Source organism: Mesocryomonas lacus, assembly GCF_055730135.2.
Genome location: NZ_JBUZWE020000005.1, coordinates 1 through 17,161 on the forward strand (window position 1 = coordinate 1; position 17,161 = coordinate 17,161).

Below are 17,161 nucleotides of genomic sequence, written 5' to 3' on the forward strand. Positions count from 1 at the left end.
AAATCTGAGTGGGGTCTGCCCGTTCCCGGTGGGAGCGGGCAGGTCCTGGCCCGCAAGGGCGGTTGGCGCGCCGGAAGTCGGCGTTCCGTTTGAAGCGGCTGAAGACTGACAAGCGCTCGGATGATTGCCGGCGACCCGGCAGATCTCCGACGAGAGGACCAATTCCATGAACGGCCAGAATATCCGCATTCGCCTCAAGGCGTTCGATCATCGGGTTCTCGACGCTTCGACGCGCGAGATCGTGTCGACCGCGAAGCGTACCGGTGCGAACGTGCGCGGACCCATTCCGCTGCCGACGCGAATTGAAAAGTTTACGGTGAACCGCTCGCCCCACATCGACAAGAAGTCGCGTGAGCAGTTCGAAATGCGCACCCACAAGCGGCTCCTCGACATCGTCGACCCGACGCCTCAGACGGTCGATGCGCTCATGAAGCTCGACCTCGCCGCCGGCGTCGATGTCGAGATCAAGCTCTGATAAGAGCACGGGAAGGATAACGCCCATGCGTTCAGGTGTGATTGCACAGAAGCTCGGCATGACCCGCGTCTACAACGACGCCGGAGAGCATGTACCGGTTACCGTTCTCCGCGTGGAGAACCTCCAGGTTATCGCCCAGCGGACCGATGACAAGCACGGCTACACCGCCGTGCAGCTCGGCGCCGGGGTTGCCAAGGCCTCTAGGACTTCGAAGTCCATGCGCGGCGTGTTCGCGCAGGTCTCGGTCGAGCCGAAGAAGAAGCTCGCTGAGTTTCGTGTCTCGGCCGACAACATGATTGAACTCGGTGCCGAGATCACGGCCGAGCACTTCGTCCCCGGCCAGAAGGTCGACGTTACGGGTACTTCGGTTGGTAAGGGCTTCCAGGGTGTCATGAAGCGCCACAACTTCGGTGGTGGCCGCGCGACCCATGGTAACTCCGTTTCGCACCGTTCGCACGGTTCGACCGGCCAGCGCCAGGACCCCGGCAAGGTGTTCAAGGGCAAGAAGATGGCCGGCCACATGGGTGATACCCGCGTGACCACGCAGAACCTCGAAGTCGTCCGCACGGACGCCGACAAGGGCCTGATCCTGATCCGCGGCGCGGTTCCGGGTTCCAAGGGTGGCTGGATCTACATCCGCGACGCGATGAAGATCGCGCTGCCGGAGAATGCTCCGAAGCCGGCTGGTCTTCGCGCAGTTGCAAACAGCGGCTCTGAAGTCGCGGCAGCGTCCGAGGGAGCTGAATAATGGACATCACGGTCAAATCCCTCGACGGCAAGGACGCGGGAACGCTGTCGCTCGCCGAGGCCATCTACGGCCTGGAGCCGCGCGAGGACATCCTGCAGCGCATGGTTCGCTGGCAGCTGGCCAAGCGCCAGCAGGGCAGCCACGCGACCCTCGGCCGCGCCGAGATCGCCCGCACCGGCGCCAAGCTCTACAAGCAGAAGGGCACCGGTCGTGCCCGTCACGGCTCGGCGCGTGCGCCGCAGTTCCGCGGCGGTGGCAAGGCCCACGGCCCGCAGCAGCGCAGCCACGCCCATGACCTGCCGAAGAAGGTTCGCCAGCTCGCGCTGCGCCACGCCCTCTCGGCCAAGTTCAAGACCGACTCGATCATCGTCATCGACGACTTGACCGCGACGGACGCCAAGACCAAGCAGATGGTCTCGACCATCGCCGGTCTCGGCCTCACCAACGCGCTGTTCATCGGCGGCGCCGAGCTGAACGAGAACTTCTCTCGCTCGGCCCGCAACATCCCGAACATCGACGTGCTGCCGATCCAGGGCATCAACGTCTACGACATCCTTCGCCGGCACACCCTGGTCCTGTCCAAGGCGGCTGTCGAAGCCCTGGAGGAGCGGTTCAAATGAGCGACCTTCGCCACTACGACGTGATCACCAGCCCGGTGATCACCGAGAAGTCGACCATGGTGTCCGAGTACAACCAAGTCGTCTTCAACGTACCGAACACGGCGACGAAGCCGCAGATCAAGGCCGCCGTTGAGTATCTCTTCGGCGTCACGGTCACCGCGGTGAACACGCTGAACCGCAAGGGCAAGACGAAGCGCTTCCGTGGTCGCGCCGGTCGCCAGAGCGATCAGAAGAAGGCCATCGTGACGCTCGCCGAAGGCCAGTCGATCGACGTGTCGACCGGACTCTGAAGCCGAGCTTGGGATTTAAGTCATGGCATTGAAAAATTACAATCCGGTGACGCCGAGCACACGCCAGCTCGTGCTCGTCGACCGTTCGGGCCTCTGGAAGGGCAAGCCGGTCAAGCAGTTGACCGAGGGTCTTTCCAAGAAGGGCGGCCGTAACAACACCGGCCGTATTACCGTCCGCTTTCAGGGCGGCGGTCACAAGCGGACCTACCGCCTGATCGACTTCAAGCGTCGCAAGTTCGACGCCGTCGGTACGGTCGAGCGGCTGGAATACGATCCGAACCGCACCGCCTTCATCGCGCTGATCCGCTACGAGGACGGCGAACTCGCCTACATCCTGGCGCCGCAGCGTCTGGCAGCTGGCGACAAGGTCGTCTCCGGTCTCTCGGGCATCGACGTCAAGCCTGGCAATGCGATGCCGCTGTCGGCCATGCCGGTCGGCACCATCATCCACAATGTGGAGATGAAGCCGGAGAAGGGTGGCCAGATCGCCCGCTCCGCCGGCACCTACGCCCAGCTGGTCGGCCGCGATGCCGGCATGGCGATCCTGCGGCTCAACTCGGGCGAACAGCGCCTGGTGTCGGGTTCCTGCTTCGCCACGGTCGGTGCGGTCTCGAATGCCGATCACGGCAACATCAATCTTGGCAAGGCCGGTCGTAACCGCTGGCTCGGCAAGCGCCCGCACGTTCGCGGTGTCGCGATGAACCCGGTCGACCATCCGCACGGCGGCGGCGAAGGCCGCACCTCCGGTGGCCGTCACCCGGTTTCGCCGTGGGGTCAGCCGACGAAGGGCAAGCGGACGCGGCAGAACAAGTCGACCGACAAGTTCATCATGCGCTCGCGCCACCAGCGCAAGAAGTAAGAAGGGGATTTCTTCATGACACGTTCCGTCTGGAAGGGTCCGTTCGTCGATGGCTACCTTCTCAAGAAAGCCGAGAAGGTCCGCGAGGGTGGCCGCAACGAAGTGATCAAGATCTGGAGCCGTCGTTCCACGATCCTGCCGCAGTTCGTCGGTCTGACCTTCGGCGTCTACAACGGCAACAAGCATATCCCGGTCAATGTCAACGAGGACATGATCGGCCATAAGTTTGGTGAGTTTTCTCCGACCCGCACCTATTACGGGCACGGCGCCGACAAGAAGTCGAAGAGGAAGTAACGATGGGCAAGCCGAAGCTGGAACGCCAGCTGAAGGATAACGAGGCGCGCGCTGTCGCCCGCACGATCCGCGTCAGCCCGCAGAAGCTTAACCTCGTCGCTGCGATGATCCGCGGCAAGAAGGTGTCGTCGGCGCTCGCCGACCTGACCTTCTCGCGCAAGCGGATCTCGGAGACGGTGCTGAAGACGCTGCAGAGCGCGATCGCCAACGCCGAGAACAACCACGACCTCGATGTCGACGCACTCGTCGTCTCCGAGGCCTATGTCGGCAAGTCGATCACCATGAAGCGTTTCCACGCTCGTGGCCGTGGTCGCGCCAGCCGTGTCGAGAAGCCGTTTTCGCATCTGACGATCGTCGTGCGCGAAGTCGCGGAAACCGAGGAGGCCGCCTGATGGGTCAGAAAATCAATCCGACCGGTTTCCGGCTCGGCATCAATCAGACCTGGGACAGCCGTTGGTACGCCAACACCGGCGAGTACGGCATCCTGCTCCACGAGGACCTTGCGATCCGCAAGTACCTCCTCGAGGAGCTGAAGCAGGCGGCGGTCTCCAAGATCGTCATCGAGCGCCCGCACAAGAAGTGCCGCATCACGATCCACTCGGCGCGTCCGGGCATCGTCATCGGCAAGAAGGGTGCGGACATCGAGAAGCTTCGCAAGAAGCTTGGCACGATGACAAAGGCCGAGACGCACATCAACATCGTTGAAGTGCGCAAGCCCGAGACCGACGCGACACTGGTCGCGCAGTCGATCACGCAGCAGCTCGAGCGCCGCGTGGCGTTCCGCCGGGCGATGAAGCGGGCGGTTCAGTCGGCCATGCGTCTCGGTGCTGAAGGCATCCGCATCAACTGCGGCGGCCGTCTGGGCGGCGCGGAAATCGCGCGCATGGAATGGTACCGCGAGGGCCGGGTTCCGTTGCACACGCTGCGTGCCGATATCGATTACGGCACGGCCGAAGCCCACACCGCCTATGGCGTCTGTGGCGTGAAGGTCTGGATCTTCAAGGGCGAGATCCTCGAGCATGATCCGATGGCTTCCGAACGCCGGGCCGTCGAGGGTGATCAGTCGGGTGGTGGCAATCGTCGCCGCGAACACGCCTGATCGGAAGGGTTTCGGAGTAGAATAGATGCTGCAGCCAAAGCGCACGAAGTACCGGAAGGCGTTCAAGGGACGCATTCACGGCACCGCCAAGGGTGGGACGAACCTTGATTACGGCACGTTCGGCCTGAAGGCTGTCGAGCCCGAGCGGGTTACCGCCCGCCAGATCGAAGCGGCCCGCCGCGCGATCACCCGTCAGATGAAGCGCCAGGGCCGCGTCTGGATCCGGATTTTCCCGGATGTGCCGGTCACCGCCAAGCCTACCGAAGTCCGCATGGGCAAGGGCAAGGGCTCCGTCGAATATTGGGCCGCCCGGGTGCATCCTGGCCGTATCATTTTCGAGATCGATGGAGTATCGGAGGAGCTTGCTCGCGAGGCCATGCGTCTCGGTGCTGCCAAGCTGCCGATCAGAACGCGCTTCGTCCAGCGCATCGCCGAATAAGGAGAGGTTAAGTGAAAGCCTCCGACATCACCACCAAGACCCCCGATGAGCTGACGGATGCTCTCGGCAAGCTGAAGAAAGAGCAGTTCAACCTGCGCTTCCAGGCGGCCACCGGGCAGGTCGAGAACACCGCCCGCGTACGCCAGGTGCGTCGCGATATCGCGCGCATCAAGACCATCGCCCGCCAGAAGGCGGTCGAGGCAAAGGCCTGAGGTAGAACACTATGCCCAAACGCGTTTTGCAGGGGACAGTGGTCTCCGACAAGAATGAGAAGACCGTGGTCGTCCTCGTCGAGCGTCGCTTCACGCACCCGCTGTTCAAGAAGACGGTGCGGCGCTCGAAGAAGTACAAGGCCCACGACGAGAACAACCAGTGCAAGGTCGGCGACGTCGTCTCCATCGAGGAGACCCGGCCGATCTCGAAGGACAAGACCTGGATCGTGCTGCACGACGCAGCTGCGGCCAGCTGATGAACAGATCCGGGTTAAGCGGTAGTTTCCGCCGACCCGGACACCGGGCGTCCCGCTCTCGCGAGATGCTCCTGTTTTAGAATTGAACACGGTTCGATCTTCCGGCAGTGCCGGGCGGCCGCGTTCTCAGAGTTTGAAGGCGGCCTGACATGATTCAGATGCAAACAAACCTCGACGTGGCCGACAACTCGGGCGCTCGTCGTGTCATGTGCATCAAAGTGCTTGGCGGCTCGAAGCGGAAGTATGCCTCGGTCGGCGACATCATCGTCGTCTCGATCAAGGAAGCCATCCCGCGCGGCCGTGTCAAGAAGGGCGACGTGATGAAAGCCGTGGTGGTGCGTACCGCCAAGGATATCCGTCGTGCCGACGGCTCGGTGATCCGGTTCGACCGGAACGCCGCCGTTCTGATCGATAACAAGAAAGAGCCGGTCGGCACGCGTATCTTCGGACCGGTCCCCCGCGAGCTTCGTGGCAAGAACCACATGAAGATCATCTCGCTGGCGCCTGAAGTGCTGTAAGGAACCGGACCCATGCAAAAGATCAAAAAGGGCGACAAGGTCGTCGTGCTGGCCGGCAAGGACAAGGGCCGTGCCGGTGAAGTGCTGAAAGTCATGCCGAAGGACGATCGCGCCGTCGTGCGCGGGATCAACATGGTCAAGCGCCATACCCGCCAGTCCGCGAGCCAGGAAGCCGGCATTATTTCCAAGGAAGCCTCGATCCATCTGTCGAACCTGTCGGTCGCCGATCCCAAGGACGGCAAGCCGACCCGCGTCGGCTTCAAGGTCGTCGGCGAGGGTGAGAACGCCAAGAAGGTCCGCATCGCTAAGCGGTCGGGAGAACAGATCGATGTCTGAGACCCAGTACATTCCCCGCATGAAGCAGGTCTACCGCTCGGAGATCCGCAAGGCGCTCCAGGAGCAGTTTTCCTACGCCAACGAGATGATGATCCCGCGTCTGGACAAGATCGTGATCAACATGGGCGTCGGTGAGGCGACAGCCGATTCGAAGAAGCCTGCTGTTGCGGCTGAGGACCTGGCGATGATCGCTGGTCAGAAGCCGGTCATCACCAAGGCCCGCACCTCGATCGCCGGCTTCAAGGTCCGGGAAGGCATGCCGATTGGCGCCAAGGTGACCTTGCGCCAGGACAAGATGTACGAGTTTCTCGACCGTCTGATCCAGATCGCGCTTCCCCGGGTCCGCGACTTCCGCGGCCTGAACCCGAAGAGCTTCGACGGCCGCGGCAATTTCGCCATGGGCGTCAAGGAACACATCGTCTTCCCCGAGATCAACTACGACAAGGTCGATCAGATGTGGGGCATGGACATCATCGTTTGCACGACGGCGAAGACCGACGACGAAGCCCGCGCGCTGCTCAAGGCGTTCAACTTCCCGTTCCGCCAGTAACGGCATACGAGCAAAGGACAAAGATATGGCCAAGAAAAGCTCGATCGAGAAGAACAAGCATCGCCAGGAACTGGTGAAGAAGTTCGCCGCCAAGCGTGCCGCCCTCAAGGTCGTCACCAAGGATCAGAGCGCCACGATGGAAGCGCGTTTCCGCGCCCAGCTGGAACTCGCCGAACTGCCGCGCAACGGCTCGAAGGTACGCATCCGCAACCGTTGCGAAGTGACGGGCCGCCCGCGCGCCTATTACCGCAAGCTGAAAATGTCGCGTATCGCGCTCCGGGACCTCGGCAACAACGGCCAGATCCCCGGTATCGTGAAGTCGAGCTGGTAAGGAGTAGTCATCATGTCTTTGTCAGATCCCCTCGGCGATATGCTGACCCGCATCCGCAATGCTATCATGCGGAACAAGTCCTCCTGCTCCACCCCGGCTTCCAAGCTTCGTGGCCGCGTGCTCGACGTCCTGAAGGACGAGGGTTACATCCGCGGCTACACCGAGACCGCTTTCGAGAACGGCAAGTCCGAGTTCGAGATCGAGCTGAAGTACTACGAGGGCGCTCCGGTCATCCGCGAGATCGCCCGCGTGTCGAAGCCTGGCCGCCGCGTCTACGTTTCGGCGAAGACGATCCCGCACATCGCCAACGGCCTCGGCATCTCCGTGCTGTCGACGCCGAAGGGTGTCATGGCCGATCACAATGCTCGCGAGCAGAACGTCGGCGGCGAGATCCTCTGCCGCGTCGTCTGACGCTGCAGGAACTCAACGCGTAGAAACGGACAGGTTCTAAGATGTCTCGTATTGGTAAGAAGCCCATTTCCATCCCTGAGGGCGTCACCGCGTCGGTCGACGGCCAGACGGTGACTGCTAAGGGCACGAAGGGCGAACTCGTTTTTGTCGTGAACGACGAGGTCCTGGTCAAGATGGAGAACGGCGCGATTGCCGTCGAGCCCCGTGACCAGACCAAGACTGCGCGCTCGAAGTGGGGCATGTCCCGCACGATGATCGGGAACATCCTGGTCGGCGTGAAGGGCGGCTTCGAAAAGAAGCTCGAGATCAACGGCGTTGGTTATCGCGCCTCGCTGCAGGGCAAGAACCTGCAGCTGGCACTTGGCTTTAGCCACGATGTGCTCTATCCGGTGCCGGAAGGCATCCAGATCACCGTGCCGAAGCCGACCGAGATCGTGATCAACGGTATCGACAAGCAGCGCGTCGGTCAGGTTGCCGCGGAAATCCGCGAATACCGCGGTCCCGAGCCCTACAAGGGCAAGGGCGTGAAGTACGCTGGCGAAAAGATCGTCCGCAAGGAAGGCAAGAAGAAGTAGGATGGCTACTCAGAAAGAATCCCTCCGGCTTCGCGCAGCGCGCGTCCGCCGCTCGCTGAAGAAGGTCGCCAACGGACGTCCGCGTCTGTCGGTGCACCGTTCTTCCAAGAACATTTACGCTCAGGTCATCGACGATGTCGCCGGTCGCACGCTTGCCTCCGCCTCGACGCTCGACGCCGACCTGCGCAAGGCGCTGAAGACCGGCGCCGATACCGATGCAGCCGCGGCTGTTGGCAAGCTCGTCGCCGAGCGCGCCAAGGAAGCCGGCGTCACCGACGTCGTCTTCGACCGTGGCTCCTTCATCTACCACGGCCGCATCAAGGCCCTGGCGGAGTCGGCTCGCGAAGGCGGGCTGAACTTCTAGCATCGGTCGGCGAGGGCGACTGTCGTCCTCCTGCGTGGAGGACGACAGTCGCTCTTCGCTTGTCGGGCACCTCGTGCCCGCAGCATGACCGCATGCTATTTCGAGCAGGCCAGGTTCAAAGAACCGGCCGATACCCTGGACGCCTCCGGAAAAGAATAAGGATAGGATCATGGCGCCAAGAGACGATCGTAACAATCGCAACGATCGCAACGAGCGGGATGACGGTTTCGTCGACAAGCTCGTCCACATCAACCGCGTCGCCAAGGTGGTGAAGGGCGGACGTCGCTTCGGCTTCGCCGCGCTTGTCGTCGTCGGCGACCTCAAGGGCCGCGTCGGCTTCGGCCACGGCAAGGCTCGCGAAGTGCCTGAGGCGATTCGCAAGGCGACTGAGGCTGCTAAGCGTGACCTGATCTTCGTGCCGCTGCGCGATGGCCGCACGCTGCACCACGACATCGCTGGCCGCCACGGTGCAGGCAAGGTCTACCTCCGTTCGGCAGAAGCGGGTACCGGCATCATCGCCGGTGGTCCTATGCGCGCCGTGTTCGAGGCCGTCGGCATGCATGACGTCGTCGCCAAATCGCTCGGCTCGTCGAACCCCTACAACATGGTGCGCGCGACGTTCGATGCGCTCAAGGGTTCGATGCATCCGAAGGATGTCGCGTCGCGTCGGGGTATCAAGTACTCCACGCTGCAGGCCCGTCGCCGCGATCTCGTTGGCGCTGAAGATTGATGACAGGGCAGGTCGCTGAGCGGCCTGCGCCTTGAACGAAGGAGCCTATCGATGGCCGATACGAATTCCACGGGCAAGACTGTCACGGTCGAACAGATCGGCAGCCCGACCCGCCGCCCGGTCGAACAGCGCCAGACGCTGGTCGGTCTTGGCCTCAACAAGATGCACCGTCGCCGCACGCTCGAGGACACCGCCTCGGTTCGTGGCATGATTGCCAAGGTCAGCCATCTCGTCCGCGTTGTGGACGAGGCCTGATCCCGAGGAGCACATTTCGATGAAACTGAACGAGATTTCCGATGTGGCCGGCGCCACCCATCAGCGCAAGCGCGTTGGTCGTGGTATCGGCTCCGGCTCGGGCAAGACCGGTGGTCGCGGCGTCAAGGGACAGAAGTCCCGGTCGGGCGTTGCCATCAACGGCTTTGAGGGCGGCCAGATGCCGCTCTATCGCCGCCTGCCCAAGCGCGGCTTTGTGAACATCTTCTCGAAGAAGTTCACGGTCGTCTCGGTTGGCCGCATCCAGGCCGCCATCGACGCGGGCAAGCTCGACGCTTCGAAGACGATCGACATGGCGGCGCTGAAGATTGCCGGCATCGTCAACCGCACCCAGGACGGCGTGCGGATCCTCGGTGGCGGCGAGCTGACCTCCAAGGTCGCGATCTCGGTCGCCGGCGCTTCCAAGGGAGCCGTCGAGAAGATCGAAAAGGCTGGCGGTTCCATCGACCTGCCGGTCGTGGCAGCGGCGGAAGCCGAAGCCTGATCCAGTTCTAAGGCGGAAGGTTATCCTTCCGCCTTTCAGCTTTTTGCGGAGGGCTCTGCCTTTCGCTTGATTGCGATGCCCCTGCCGCTTATCTCGTGGTCCCTCGGGGGAGGGGGCAGTCCTTCCGTACCCCCAGAGGCGATCCGGAGATATCCACAAGATGGCATCGGCTGCGGAACAACTTGCCGCCAATCTAAACTTCTCGGCCTTTTCTAAGGCCGGTGACCTCAAGAAACGCATCTGGTTCACGCTGGGTGCTTTGCTCGTGTACCGACTCGGGACCTATATCCCGTTGCCCGGGATCAATCCCGAAGCGCTGGCCCAGGCCTTCAAGCAGCAGTCGACCGGCATTCTCGGGCTGTTCAACATGTTCGCCGGCGGTGCCGTCGGCCGCATGGCGATCTTCGCCCTCGGCATCATGCCCTACATCTCCGCCTCCATCATCATCCAGCTGATGACCTCGGTCGTCCCGGCGCTGGAGACGTTGAAGAAGGAAGGCGAGCAGGGCCGCAAGGTCATCAACCAGTACACCCGCTACGGAACGGTGCTGCTGGCGCTGGTACAGGCGTACGGCATCGCCGCCGGCCTCGAATCATCTTCTAACATCGTCACCGAACCCGGCACCTTCTTCCGGATCTCGACCGTTCTGACGCTGACCGGCGGCACGATGTTCCTGATGTGGCTGGGCGAGCAGATCACGGCCCGCGGCATCGGCAACGGCATTTCGCTGATCATCTTCGCCGGCATCGTTGCGAATCTCCCGAGCGCCATCGCCAACCTCCTCGAGCTCGGCCGCACCGGCGCGCTGTCGACGGGCATCATCTTGCTCGTCATCATCGTCGCCATCGCCTGCATCGCCGGCATCGTGTTCTTCGAGCGCGCTCAGCGACGTCTTCTGATCCAGTATCCGAAGCGCCAGGTCGGCAACCGGATGTTCCAGGGAGATACCTCGCACCTGCCGCTGAAGCTCAACACCGCCGGCGTCATCCCGCCGATCTTCGCGTCCTCGCTTCTGCTGCTGCCGGTGACCGTGGCGAACTTCGCCAACACCAGCGAGCTGCCGGGCTGGGCCACCGGGATCATCGCTTCGCTCGGCCACGGCCAGCCGCTCTACATGCTGCTCTATGCGGCGATGATCGGCTTCTTTGCCTTCTTCTATACGGCCGTCGTCTTCAATCCGAAGGAGACCGCCGACAATCTGAAGAAGCACGGCGGCTTCATGCCGGGCATCCGTCCGGGCGACCGGACCGCCGATTACATCGACTACGTCCTCACCCGCATCACGGTGATCGGCGCTATCTACCTCATCGTCATCTGTCTATTGCCCGAATTCCTCATATCGGCCGCGGGCGTGCCGTTCTATCTCGGTGGTACGTCTCTGCTGATCGTGGTCAGCGTGACGATGGATACGGTCGCACAGGTGCAAGGTCACCTGCTGGCGCATCAGTACGAAGGTCTCGTCAAGAAGGCGAAGCTTCGTGGGGGGAAACGAGGAGCAAGATGAGGCTGATACTGCTTGGGCCCCCAGGGGCAGGGAAGGGCACGCAAGCCCATCGGCTGATCGAGAAATACGGCATTCCGCAGCTGTCCACCGGGGACATGCTGCGGGCGGCGGTGGCAGCGGAGACGGAAGTCGGGCTGAAGGCGAAAGCCGCGATGGCCTCGGGTGGTCTCGTCTCCGACGAAATCGTCAACGCCATCATCGCCGAGCGGGTCGAACAGCCCGACTGCGCGAACGGCTTCATTCTGGACGGTTACCCGCGCACATTGCAGCAGGCTGATTCGACCCAGGACATGCTGAAGCAGAAGGGCATGGAGCTCGACCACGTGATCGAGATGCGCGTGGATGACGAGATCCTCGTCCACCGGGTTTCCGGCCGCTTCACCTGCGGCAATTGCGGTGCCGTCTACCACGACACCGACAAGAAGCCGAAAGTCGAGGGCGTCTGCGACACCTGCGGTCATTCGAACTTCAAACGTCGTGCCGACGACAATGCCGATACCATGCGGGTTCGGCTGCGAGCCTACTACCGGGAGACTTCACCCCTGGTCGGCTACTACCACTGCAAGGGCATTCTCAGTTTCGTCGACGGTATGAAGCCGATCGACGAGGTCTCGGAAGACATTGCTGCCATCATTACCTGAAAGCCGACTCGGTTGACTTGAGATAGCTTTCTCCGTTATATCCCGCGCCTATTCGCGATAGATTTTGCGATCGGTGCGGGCTTCCCTTGGGAGCACGGTGCCGGTCGCATTCGCTTACCGGCTTCTGTTCCTTGACTGACAAGGGCGTTGGAGCCCCCCATACAAGGAGAATACGGACTTGGCCCGTATCGCTGGCGTTAACATTCCGACCAACAAGCGCGTGATCATCGCGCTTCAGTACATCCACGGCATCGGCCCGACCTTCGCGAAGGAAATCGTCGAGAAGGTCGGTCTTGGTCTCGAGCGTCGGGTCAACGACCTGACCGACGGCGAAGTCCTGCAGATCCGCGAGATGATCGACCGTGACTACCAGGTCGAGGGCGATCTTCGCCGCGAGACCTCGATGAACATCAAGCGTCTGATGGACCTCGGCTGCTACCGCGGCCTGCGTCACCGTCGCGGCCTTCCGGTCCGCGGTCAGCGCACCCACACCAATGCCCGCACCCGCAAGGGGCCTGCCAAGGCCATCGCCGGCAAGAAGAAGTAATCAACCCGACCAGACACGGCGCGCCACAGGGCGCGTCGTTGGTGGAGCCGCTGGCATTACGGCGGTGTAGAGATCTCAGGAAAGTACCGATATGGCCAAGGAACAGCGCATTCGCCGCCGCGAACGCAAGAACATCTCGTCGGGCGTCGCCCACGTGCAGTCGACTTTCAACAACACGCTGATCACCATCACCGACGCGCAGGGCAACACGATTGCCTGGTCGTCCGCTGGCGCGCAGGGCTTCAAGGGTTCGCGTAAGTCGACCCCGTTCGCTGCCCAGATCGCTGCCGAGGATGCCGCCAAGAAGGCGCAGGAGCATGGCATGCGGACGTTGGAAGTCGAAGTCGCGGGCCCCGGTTCGGGCCGCGAGTCGGCGCTTCGCGCCCTGCAGGCCGCCGGCTTCACGATCACCTCGATCCGTGATGTCACCCCGATCCCGCACAACGGCGTTCGCCCACGCAAGCGTCGGCGCGTCTAAGGCCTCTACGGTTCGTCGTGCTCTGCCGTCCCTCTCAGGAGGGGCGGCTTTGTCGCGACGGGGCGCGCCGCTTCCTTCCAGAAGGATGCCGCGCGGCAGACCGTTTCATATCCAGAGGATCCGGTGTTCGGTTGGGGTCAACCGATTTCCGGATCTTCTCGGCCCTCCGAAGAGGGCGCCGCTCTCTTCGATCAGATCTATCGCCACGATTGGATGGTGGCGAGGTAACTGAAAGGCGAATGCCATGATTTCCAGCAACTGGCAGAATCTCACCAAGCCCAACCAGGTCGTCTTCAAAAGCGGCGGCAGCCGCACGAAGGCGTCCCTGACCGCGGAGCCCCTGGAGCGCGGCTTCGGCCTGACGCTCGGCAATGCCCTGCGCCGCGTGCTTCTCTCCTCGCTCCAGGGTGCGGCCGTCACCGCGATCCAGATCGATGGCGTCCTGCACGAGTTCTCGTCGATTCCGGGCGTGCGCGAAGACGTCACCGACATCGTCCTGAACGTGAAGGAAATCGCCATCGGCATGCAGGGCGAAGGCCCGAAGCGGATGGTCCTGCGTAAGTCCGGTCCTGGCATCGTGCGCGCCGGCGACATCCAGACCGTTGGCGACATCGAGATTCTGAACCCCGACCACGAGCTCTGCACCCTCGACGAGGGCGCCGAGATCCGGATCGAGTTCACCGTCAACACCGGCAAGGGCTACGTCCCGGCCGACCAGAACCGCGCCGAAGACGCGCCGATCGGCCTTATCCCGGTCGACTCGCTCTTCTCGCCGGTGAAGAAGGTGTCCTACAAGGTCGAGGCGACCCGCGAGGGCCAGGACCTCAACAAGGACAAGCTCACCATGCAGATCGAGACCGATGGCTCGATCACCGGTGAGGACTCGGTCGCCTATGCCGCGCGCATCCTGCAGGACCAGCTGTCGATCTTCGTGAACTTCGAGGAGCCGCAGCGCGAGACCCGCGGTGCCGAGGAGCACATCGCAGAGCTCGCCTTCAACCCGGCCCTCCTTAAGAAGGTGGACGAGCTCGAGCTGTCGGTCCGTTCGGCCAACTGCCTGAAGAACGACAACATCGTCTACATCGGCGACCTCATCCAGAAGACCGAGGCGGAAATGCTCCGCACCCCGAACTTCGGCCGCAAGTCGCTGAACGAGATCAAGGAAGTGCTGGCCTCGATGGGCCTGCACCTCGGCATGGAAGTCAGCGCCTGGCCGCCGGAGAACATCGACGATCTGGCCAAGCGCTACGAAGACCAGTACTAGGACCTCATATCCCGCCGTCTAAGGACGGCGGGATTGTATGCCCCGCCTTGGGAGGCGGGTTCTGACAGACTGCCCAATCATTCAAAGGCACATGCACATCGCCCTAGGGCGTGGATGCGAGGATGCCGTCCCCCGGTGAATATGCCGGCCCTTTCGAAGGAATACACCCATGCGTCACGGAAGCCGCGGCCGTAAACTCAATCGTACCGCCGAACACCGCAAGGCGATGTTCGCCAACATGGTGGCCTCGCTGATCCTGCACGAGCAGATCGTCACCACTCTGCCGAAGGCGAAGGATCTTCGCCCGATCATGGAAAAGATGATCACCCTCGGCAAGCGCGGCGATCTCCATGCCCGTCGCCAGGCCATCTCAAAGGTTCGCGACGAGACCTGCATCAAGAAGCTCTTCGACACCCTCGCGCCGCGTTACGCCGAGCGCCAGGGCGGCTACTGCCGCGTCCTGAAGGCCGGCTTCCGTCGCGGCGACAACGCCCCGATGGCCGTCATCGAGTTCGTCGACCGCAACCCGGAAGCCCGCGGCCAGATCGACCGCGACCGCGTCGAGGCCGAAGCGGCTGCCGAGGCGTAATCGCCTTACTTTCTAGACCATGACGAAGGGCCCTTTGCGGGGCCCTTTTTCGTTTCAGCGCCGGTCTCCGTGGCAACGCGGATCTTAGTAACCCTTAAGGGCCTCCATTCCCCGACATGACGCGCCGACGCAGAGACACAGCATGATTCGCAAGATGTACGACTGGGCCATGCGCATGGCCAATCACCGCCACGCGCTGTCGGTGCTGTTCGGGGTCAGCTTTGCCGAGAGCTCGTTCTTCCCGATCCCGCCCGACGCCATGCTGGTGCCGATGGTCATGGCCAATCCACGCCGTGCTTGGCTCTTCGCGTTCATCTGCACGCTTGGCAGTGTCCTCGGCGGGCTTCTCGGCTACGCGCTCGGCTCGGTGTTCTACGAGACGATTGGTCACCGCATCATCGAGTTCTACCATCTGCAGGCACAGGCTGACCATTTCCGGACGCTCTATGCCGATTACGGGGCGGAGATCATTCTCCTGAAGGGACTGACGCCGATCCCGTTCAAGCTGGTGACCATCGCGTCGGGTCTGGCGGCCTATCCGCTGCTGCCCTTCGTCATCCTCAGCACGATCACCCGCGGTGCGCGATTCTTCCTAATTGCCGGCCTTTTGCGCTGGAAGGGCGAAACGGCGCGCCTGTTCATCGAGAAGCACCTCGAACGAATCACGCTGGCGTTTCTCGCCATCATCGTCCTTGGCTTTGCCGCCTTCGTCTATTTCGCCTGATCCAAAAATGACGGACATTCGCATGACCGCAGACCGAGTCCTCCTGACGGGGGCATCTGGTTTCGTTGCCCAGCACATCCTCCTCAGGCTGCTGGCGGAAGGGTATGCCGTTCGCGCCACCGTGCGGACCGCCGCGAAGGCCGAGCGGCTTCGGCAGATGCTGGCGGAGCAGGGGGCAGACGCATCGCGCCTGGAATTTGCCGAACTTGACCTGCTCGCCGAGGCCGGCTGGGGCGCGGCGATGGCCGGCTGTCGTTTCGTCCTGCACACCGCCTCGCCGCTTCCGGCGCGCCTTCCGCGCGACCGTTTCGCACTGGTGCCAGCGGCACGCGACGGAACGCTGCGGGTGGTCGACGCAGCCATCCGGGCGAGCGTCGAGCGGCTGGTCCTCACCTCGTCGGTCGCCGCCATCTACTATGGTCATCCGGACCAGGCAGGGCGGCGCTTCACCGAGGCGGACGTTACCGACACCGAATCGCCGCTCACCTCGGCCTATGCGCTGTCGAAGACGCTGGCGGAGCAAGCGGCCTGGTCGCGCATTGGCGGGACGGCACTGGAACTCGCGGTCATCACCCGTCCGTCGTCCTCGGTCCCTTGCTGGCGCCGGAGGTCACGACTTCGACCTCGCTGATCCGGATGATGCTGCGCGGACGCCTGCCGCTGGTGCCGAACGTGTCCCTTGGCCTCGTCGATGCCCGCGATGTCGCCGAGGCGCACGTCCGGGCGATGACGGTCGAAGAAGCAGCGGGGAGGCGGTTCATCGTCTCCGGCGGTTCACGGTCTTTGTGGGAGATCGGCGAGGCCCTGGCTCGGGTTTTCCCCAGCTATCGCTGGAGGCTGCCACGCGGCGTCCTGCTGGATGGCCTCGTGCGTGCGGCAGCTGTCGTCATGCCCCCGGCGCGGCAGATCGTACCGGAACTCGGGGCCGCCAAAGTGCTGGTGACAGAGGCTGCGGAGCGCATTCTCGGCCTGTCCTTCCGCAACCCGGAGCAGGCGATCGCGGCAACGGCTCGGTCACTCGTCGAGCAGAAGCTAGCCTGATCGGATCGGGGTAAGCGGACAGGCGAAACTGTGCCTTCGGTGCCACGCAGCCCGTCGTTTGCAGACTGTTGCAGCGCCGGTACAGCCGTCGCTGCGCCGTTGTGCGATATCCCCGCTCGACCCGGACGCATCTAAATTTTGAAAAGTCTGCAACCAAAGATAGGGCATGGCATTTTCATGTCGACAATCGGACAGAAGGCCACGAAATGTGGCCGGTTTACGCGGATTAAATGATTCAAATGCAAGATGCTGCCACTGAACTCAAAACGAGCGAACTGTCCATGCGCCGCACTCTTCTGACCCTTCTCGGCGCCATCGGCGCGTTCGGCGTGCTGACCGCAAGCTATGCGACCGCCGACCTTCCGAACCCTGCTTCGGCGGCGACGATCTCGCAGACCGCATCGGCGCGCTAGTCTAGTTGCTGCCATCTGTTGGCATGCCTGTGAAAGGGGTCGCTTTGCGGCCCCTTTTTCGTTGCAATGGCATGGCGTATCGGGGCCTGAAGGCG

31 protein-coding genes are annotated in these 17,161 nt (G+C 62.8%); all 31 read left to right on the forward strand.

Annotation, left to right across the window (positions count from 1 at the left end; all coding sequences use genetic code 11):
- Positions 1–166: 166 nt before the first annotated feature.
- The 31 genes from rpsJ (at position 167) to ACZLZY_RS09245 (ending at position 17,066) form a co-directional block, all read left to right on the forward strand.
- Positions 167–475, forward strand: coding sequence for a 30S ribosomal protein S10 (gene rpsJ / locus ACZLZY_RS09095; RefSeq protein WP_007066362.1), 309 nt, complete (start codon positions 167–169; stop codon positions 473–475).
- Between the two features lie 25 nt (positions 476–500).
- Positions 501–1,223, forward strand: a complete 723-nt coding sequence (rplC, locus tag ACZLZY_RS09100; protein ID WP_472933195.1) for a 50S ribosomal protein L3 — start codon at positions 501–503, stop codon at positions 1,221–1,223.
- Positions 1,223–1,843 (forward strand): 50S ribosomal protein L4, encoded by a 621-nt coding sequence (gene rplD / locus ACZLZY_RS09105; RefSeq protein WP_472933197.1) that lies wholly within the window; start codon positions 1,223–1,225, stop codon positions 1,841–1,843. Before rplC ends, rplD begins: the two co-directional genes overlap by 1 nt.
- Positions 1,840–2,133, forward strand: a complete 294-nt coding sequence (locus tag ACZLZY_RS09110) for a 50S ribosomal protein L23 (RefSeq protein ID WP_472933198.1) — start codon at positions 1,840–1,842, stop codon at positions 2,131–2,133. Before rplD ends, ACZLZY_RS09110 begins: the two co-directional genes overlap by 4 nt.
- A gap of 22 nt (positions 2,134–2,155) precedes the next feature.
- Positions 2,156–2,992: a 50S ribosomal protein L2 gene (gene rplB, locus ACZLZY_RS09115; RefSeq protein ID WP_472933199.1), complete on the forward strand. Its 837-nt coding sequence runs from the start codon at positions 2,156–2,158 to the stop codon at positions 2,990–2,992.
- A gap of 15 nt (positions 2,993–3,007) precedes the next feature.
- Positions 3,008–3,286, forward strand: coding sequence for a 30S ribosomal protein S19 (rpsS, locus tag ACZLZY_RS09120; protein WP_472933201.1), 279 nt, complete (start codon positions 3,008–3,010; stop codon positions 3,284–3,286).
- 2 nt (positions 3,287–3,288) lie between these two features.
- Positions 3,289–3,678: a 50S ribosomal protein L22 gene (rplV, locus tag ACZLZY_RS09125; RefSeq protein ID WP_472933202.1), complete on the forward strand. Its 390-nt coding sequence runs from the start codon at positions 3,289–3,291 to the stop codon at positions 3,676–3,678.
- Positions 3,678–4,385: a 30S ribosomal protein S3 gene (gene rpsC / locus ACZLZY_RS09130; RefSeq protein WP_472933203.1), complete on the forward strand. Its 708-nt coding sequence runs from the start codon at positions 3,678–3,680 to the stop codon at positions 4,383–4,385. Before rplV ends, rpsC begins: the two co-directional genes overlap by 1 nt.
- Positions 4,386–4,410: 25 nt before the next feature.
- Positions 4,411–4,824 (forward strand): 50S ribosomal protein L16, encoded by a 414-nt coding sequence (gene rplP, locus ACZLZY_RS09135; protein WP_472933204.1) that lies wholly within the window; start codon positions 4,411–4,413, stop codon positions 4,822–4,824.
- Between the two features lie 11 nt (positions 4,825–4,835).
- Entirely contained in the window at positions 4,836–5,036 is a 201-nt protein-coding gene (gene rpmC / locus ACZLZY_RS09140; protein ID WP_472933206.1) for a 50S ribosomal protein L29, read from the forward strand.
- An 11-nt stretch (positions 5,037–5,047) separates the two neighbouring features.
- Complete coding sequence (gene rpsQ / locus ACZLZY_RS09145; protein ID WP_472933208.1) at positions 5,048–5,293, forward strand: 30S ribosomal protein S17; 246 nt, start codon at positions 5,048–5,050, stop codon at positions 5,291–5,293.
- 149 nt (positions 5,294–5,442) lie between these two features.
- The gene (gene rplN, locus ACZLZY_RS09150; protein WP_472933210.1) at positions 5,443–5,811 is read left to right on the forward strand and encodes a 50S ribosomal protein L14; all 369 of its coding nucleotides are present in this window, start codon (positions 5,443–5,445) and stop codon (positions 5,809–5,811) included.
- A 12-nt stretch (positions 5,812–5,823) separates the two neighbouring features.
- A complete protein-coding gene (gene rplX / locus ACZLZY_RS09155) occupies positions 5,824–6,147 on the forward strand; it encodes a 50S ribosomal protein L24 (protein ID WP_472933211.1) in 324 nt (107 codons plus the stop codon).
- Positions 6,140–6,697, forward strand: coding sequence for a 50S ribosomal protein L5 (rplE, locus tag ACZLZY_RS09160; RefSeq protein WP_472933212.1), 558 nt, complete (start codon positions 6,140–6,142; stop codon positions 6,695–6,697). Before rplX ends, rplE begins: the two co-directional genes overlap by 8 nt.
- Before the next feature lie 25 nt (positions 6,698–6,722).
- Complete coding sequence (gene rpsN, locus ACZLZY_RS09165) at positions 6,723–7,028, forward strand: 30S ribosomal protein S14 (RefSeq protein ID WP_472933214.1); 306 nt, start codon at positions 6,723–6,725, stop codon at positions 7,026–7,028.
- Positions 7,029–7,040: 12 nt separating this feature from the next.
- Entirely contained in the window at positions 7,041–7,439 is a 399-nt protein-coding gene (gene rpsH / locus ACZLZY_RS09170) for a 30S ribosomal protein S8 (protein ID WP_472933215.1), read from the forward strand.
- A 41-nt stretch (positions 7,440–7,480) separates the two neighbouring features.
- Positions 7,481–8,014, forward strand: coding sequence for a 50S ribosomal protein L6 (gene rplF, locus ACZLZY_RS09175; protein ID WP_472933217.1), 534 nt, complete (start codon positions 7,481–7,483; stop codon positions 8,012–8,014).
- Position 8,015: 1 nt separating this feature from the next.
- Positions 8,016–8,378, forward strand: coding sequence for a 50S ribosomal protein L18 (gene rplR, locus ACZLZY_RS09180; RefSeq protein WP_472933218.1), 363 nt, complete (start codon positions 8,016–8,018; stop codon positions 8,376–8,378).
- Between the two features lie 169 nt (positions 8,379–8,547).
- Positions 8,548–9,108 (forward strand): 30S ribosomal protein S5, encoded by a 561-nt coding sequence (rpsE, locus tag ACZLZY_RS09185; protein WP_472933221.1) that lies wholly within the window; start codon positions 8,548–8,550, stop codon positions 9,106–9,108.
- Positions 9,109–9,159: 51 nt separating this feature from the next.
- Complete coding sequence (gene rpmD, locus ACZLZY_RS09190) at positions 9,160–9,363, forward strand: 50S ribosomal protein L30 (RefSeq protein WP_472933222.1); 204 nt, start codon at positions 9,160–9,162, stop codon at positions 9,361–9,363.
- Positions 9,364–9,382: 19 nt separating this feature from the next.
- Complete coding sequence (rplO, locus tag ACZLZY_RS09195) at positions 9,383–9,865, forward strand: 50S ribosomal protein L15 (protein WP_472933224.1); 483 nt, start codon at positions 9,383–9,385, stop codon at positions 9,863–9,865.
- Positions 9,866–10,025: 160 nt separating this feature from the next.
- Positions 10,026–11,369 (forward strand): preprotein translocase subunit SecY, encoded by a 1,344-nt coding sequence (gene secY, locus ACZLZY_RS09200; protein ID WP_472933225.1) that lies wholly within the window; start codon positions 10,026–10,028, stop codon positions 11,367–11,369.
- The gene (locus ACZLZY_RS09205) at positions 11,366–12,010 is read left to right on the forward strand and encodes an adenylate kinase (RefSeq protein ID WP_472933226.1); all 645 of its coding nucleotides are present in this window, start codon (positions 11,366–11,368) and stop codon (positions 12,008–12,010) included. Before secY ends, ACZLZY_RS09205 begins: the two co-directional genes overlap by 4 nt.
- A 178-nt stretch (positions 12,011–12,188) precedes the next feature.
- The gene (gene rpsM / locus ACZLZY_RS09210) at positions 12,189–12,557 is read left to right on the forward strand and encodes a 30S ribosomal protein S13 (protein WP_472933227.1); all 369 of its coding nucleotides are present in this window, start codon (positions 12,189–12,191) and stop codon (positions 12,555–12,557) included.
- Between the two features lie 91 nt (positions 12,558–12,648).
- Positions 12,649–13,035 carry a 30S ribosomal protein S11 gene (gene rpsK, locus ACZLZY_RS09215; protein ID WP_472933228.1) on the forward strand — a complete coding sequence of 129 codons (387 nt, stop codon included), beginning with the start codon at positions 12,649–12,651 and terminating at the stop codon, positions 13,033–13,035.
- A 244-nt stretch (positions 13,036–13,279) separates the two neighbouring features.
- Positions 13,280–14,299: a DNA-directed RNA polymerase subunit alpha gene (locus tag ACZLZY_RS09220; RefSeq protein ID WP_472933229.1), complete on the forward strand. Its 1,020-nt coding sequence runs from the start codon at positions 13,280–13,282 to the stop codon at positions 14,297–14,299.
- A gap of 169 nt (positions 14,300–14,468) precedes the next feature.
- Positions 14,469–14,888 carry a 50S ribosomal protein L17 gene (gene rplQ, locus ACZLZY_RS09225; RefSeq protein ID WP_472933231.1) on the forward strand — a complete coding sequence of 140 codons (420 nt, stop codon included), beginning with the start codon at positions 14,469–14,471 and terminating at the stop codon, positions 14,886–14,888.
- Between the two features lie 142 nt (positions 14,889–15,030).
- Positions 15,031–15,612 carry a YqaA family protein gene (locus tag ACZLZY_RS09230; RefSeq protein ID WP_472933233.1) on the forward strand — a complete coding sequence of 194 codons (582 nt, stop codon included), beginning with the start codon at positions 15,031–15,033 and terminating at the stop codon, positions 15,610–15,612.
- A gap of 22 nt (positions 15,613–15,634) precedes the next feature.
- On the forward strand, positions 15,635–16,243 hold the full coding sequence (locus ACZLZY_RS09235; RefSeq protein WP_472933235.1) for an NAD-dependent epimerase/dehydratase family protein: 609 nt from the start codon (positions 15,635–15,637) through the stop codon (positions 16,241–16,243).
- An 8-nt stretch (positions 16,244–16,251) separates the two neighbouring features.
- Positions 16,252–16,653 (forward strand): Rossmann-fold NAD(P)-binding domain-containing protein, encoded by a 402-nt coding sequence (locus ACZLZY_RS09240; protein ID WP_472933236.1) that lies wholly within the window; start codon positions 16,252–16,254, stop codon positions 16,651–16,653.
- Between the two features lie 281 nt (positions 16,654–16,934).
- Entirely contained in the window at positions 16,935–17,066 is a 132-nt protein-coding gene (locus ACZLZY_RS09245) for a hypothetical protein (protein WP_472933237.1), read from the forward strand.
- Positions 17,067–17,161: the final 95 nt, after the last annotated feature.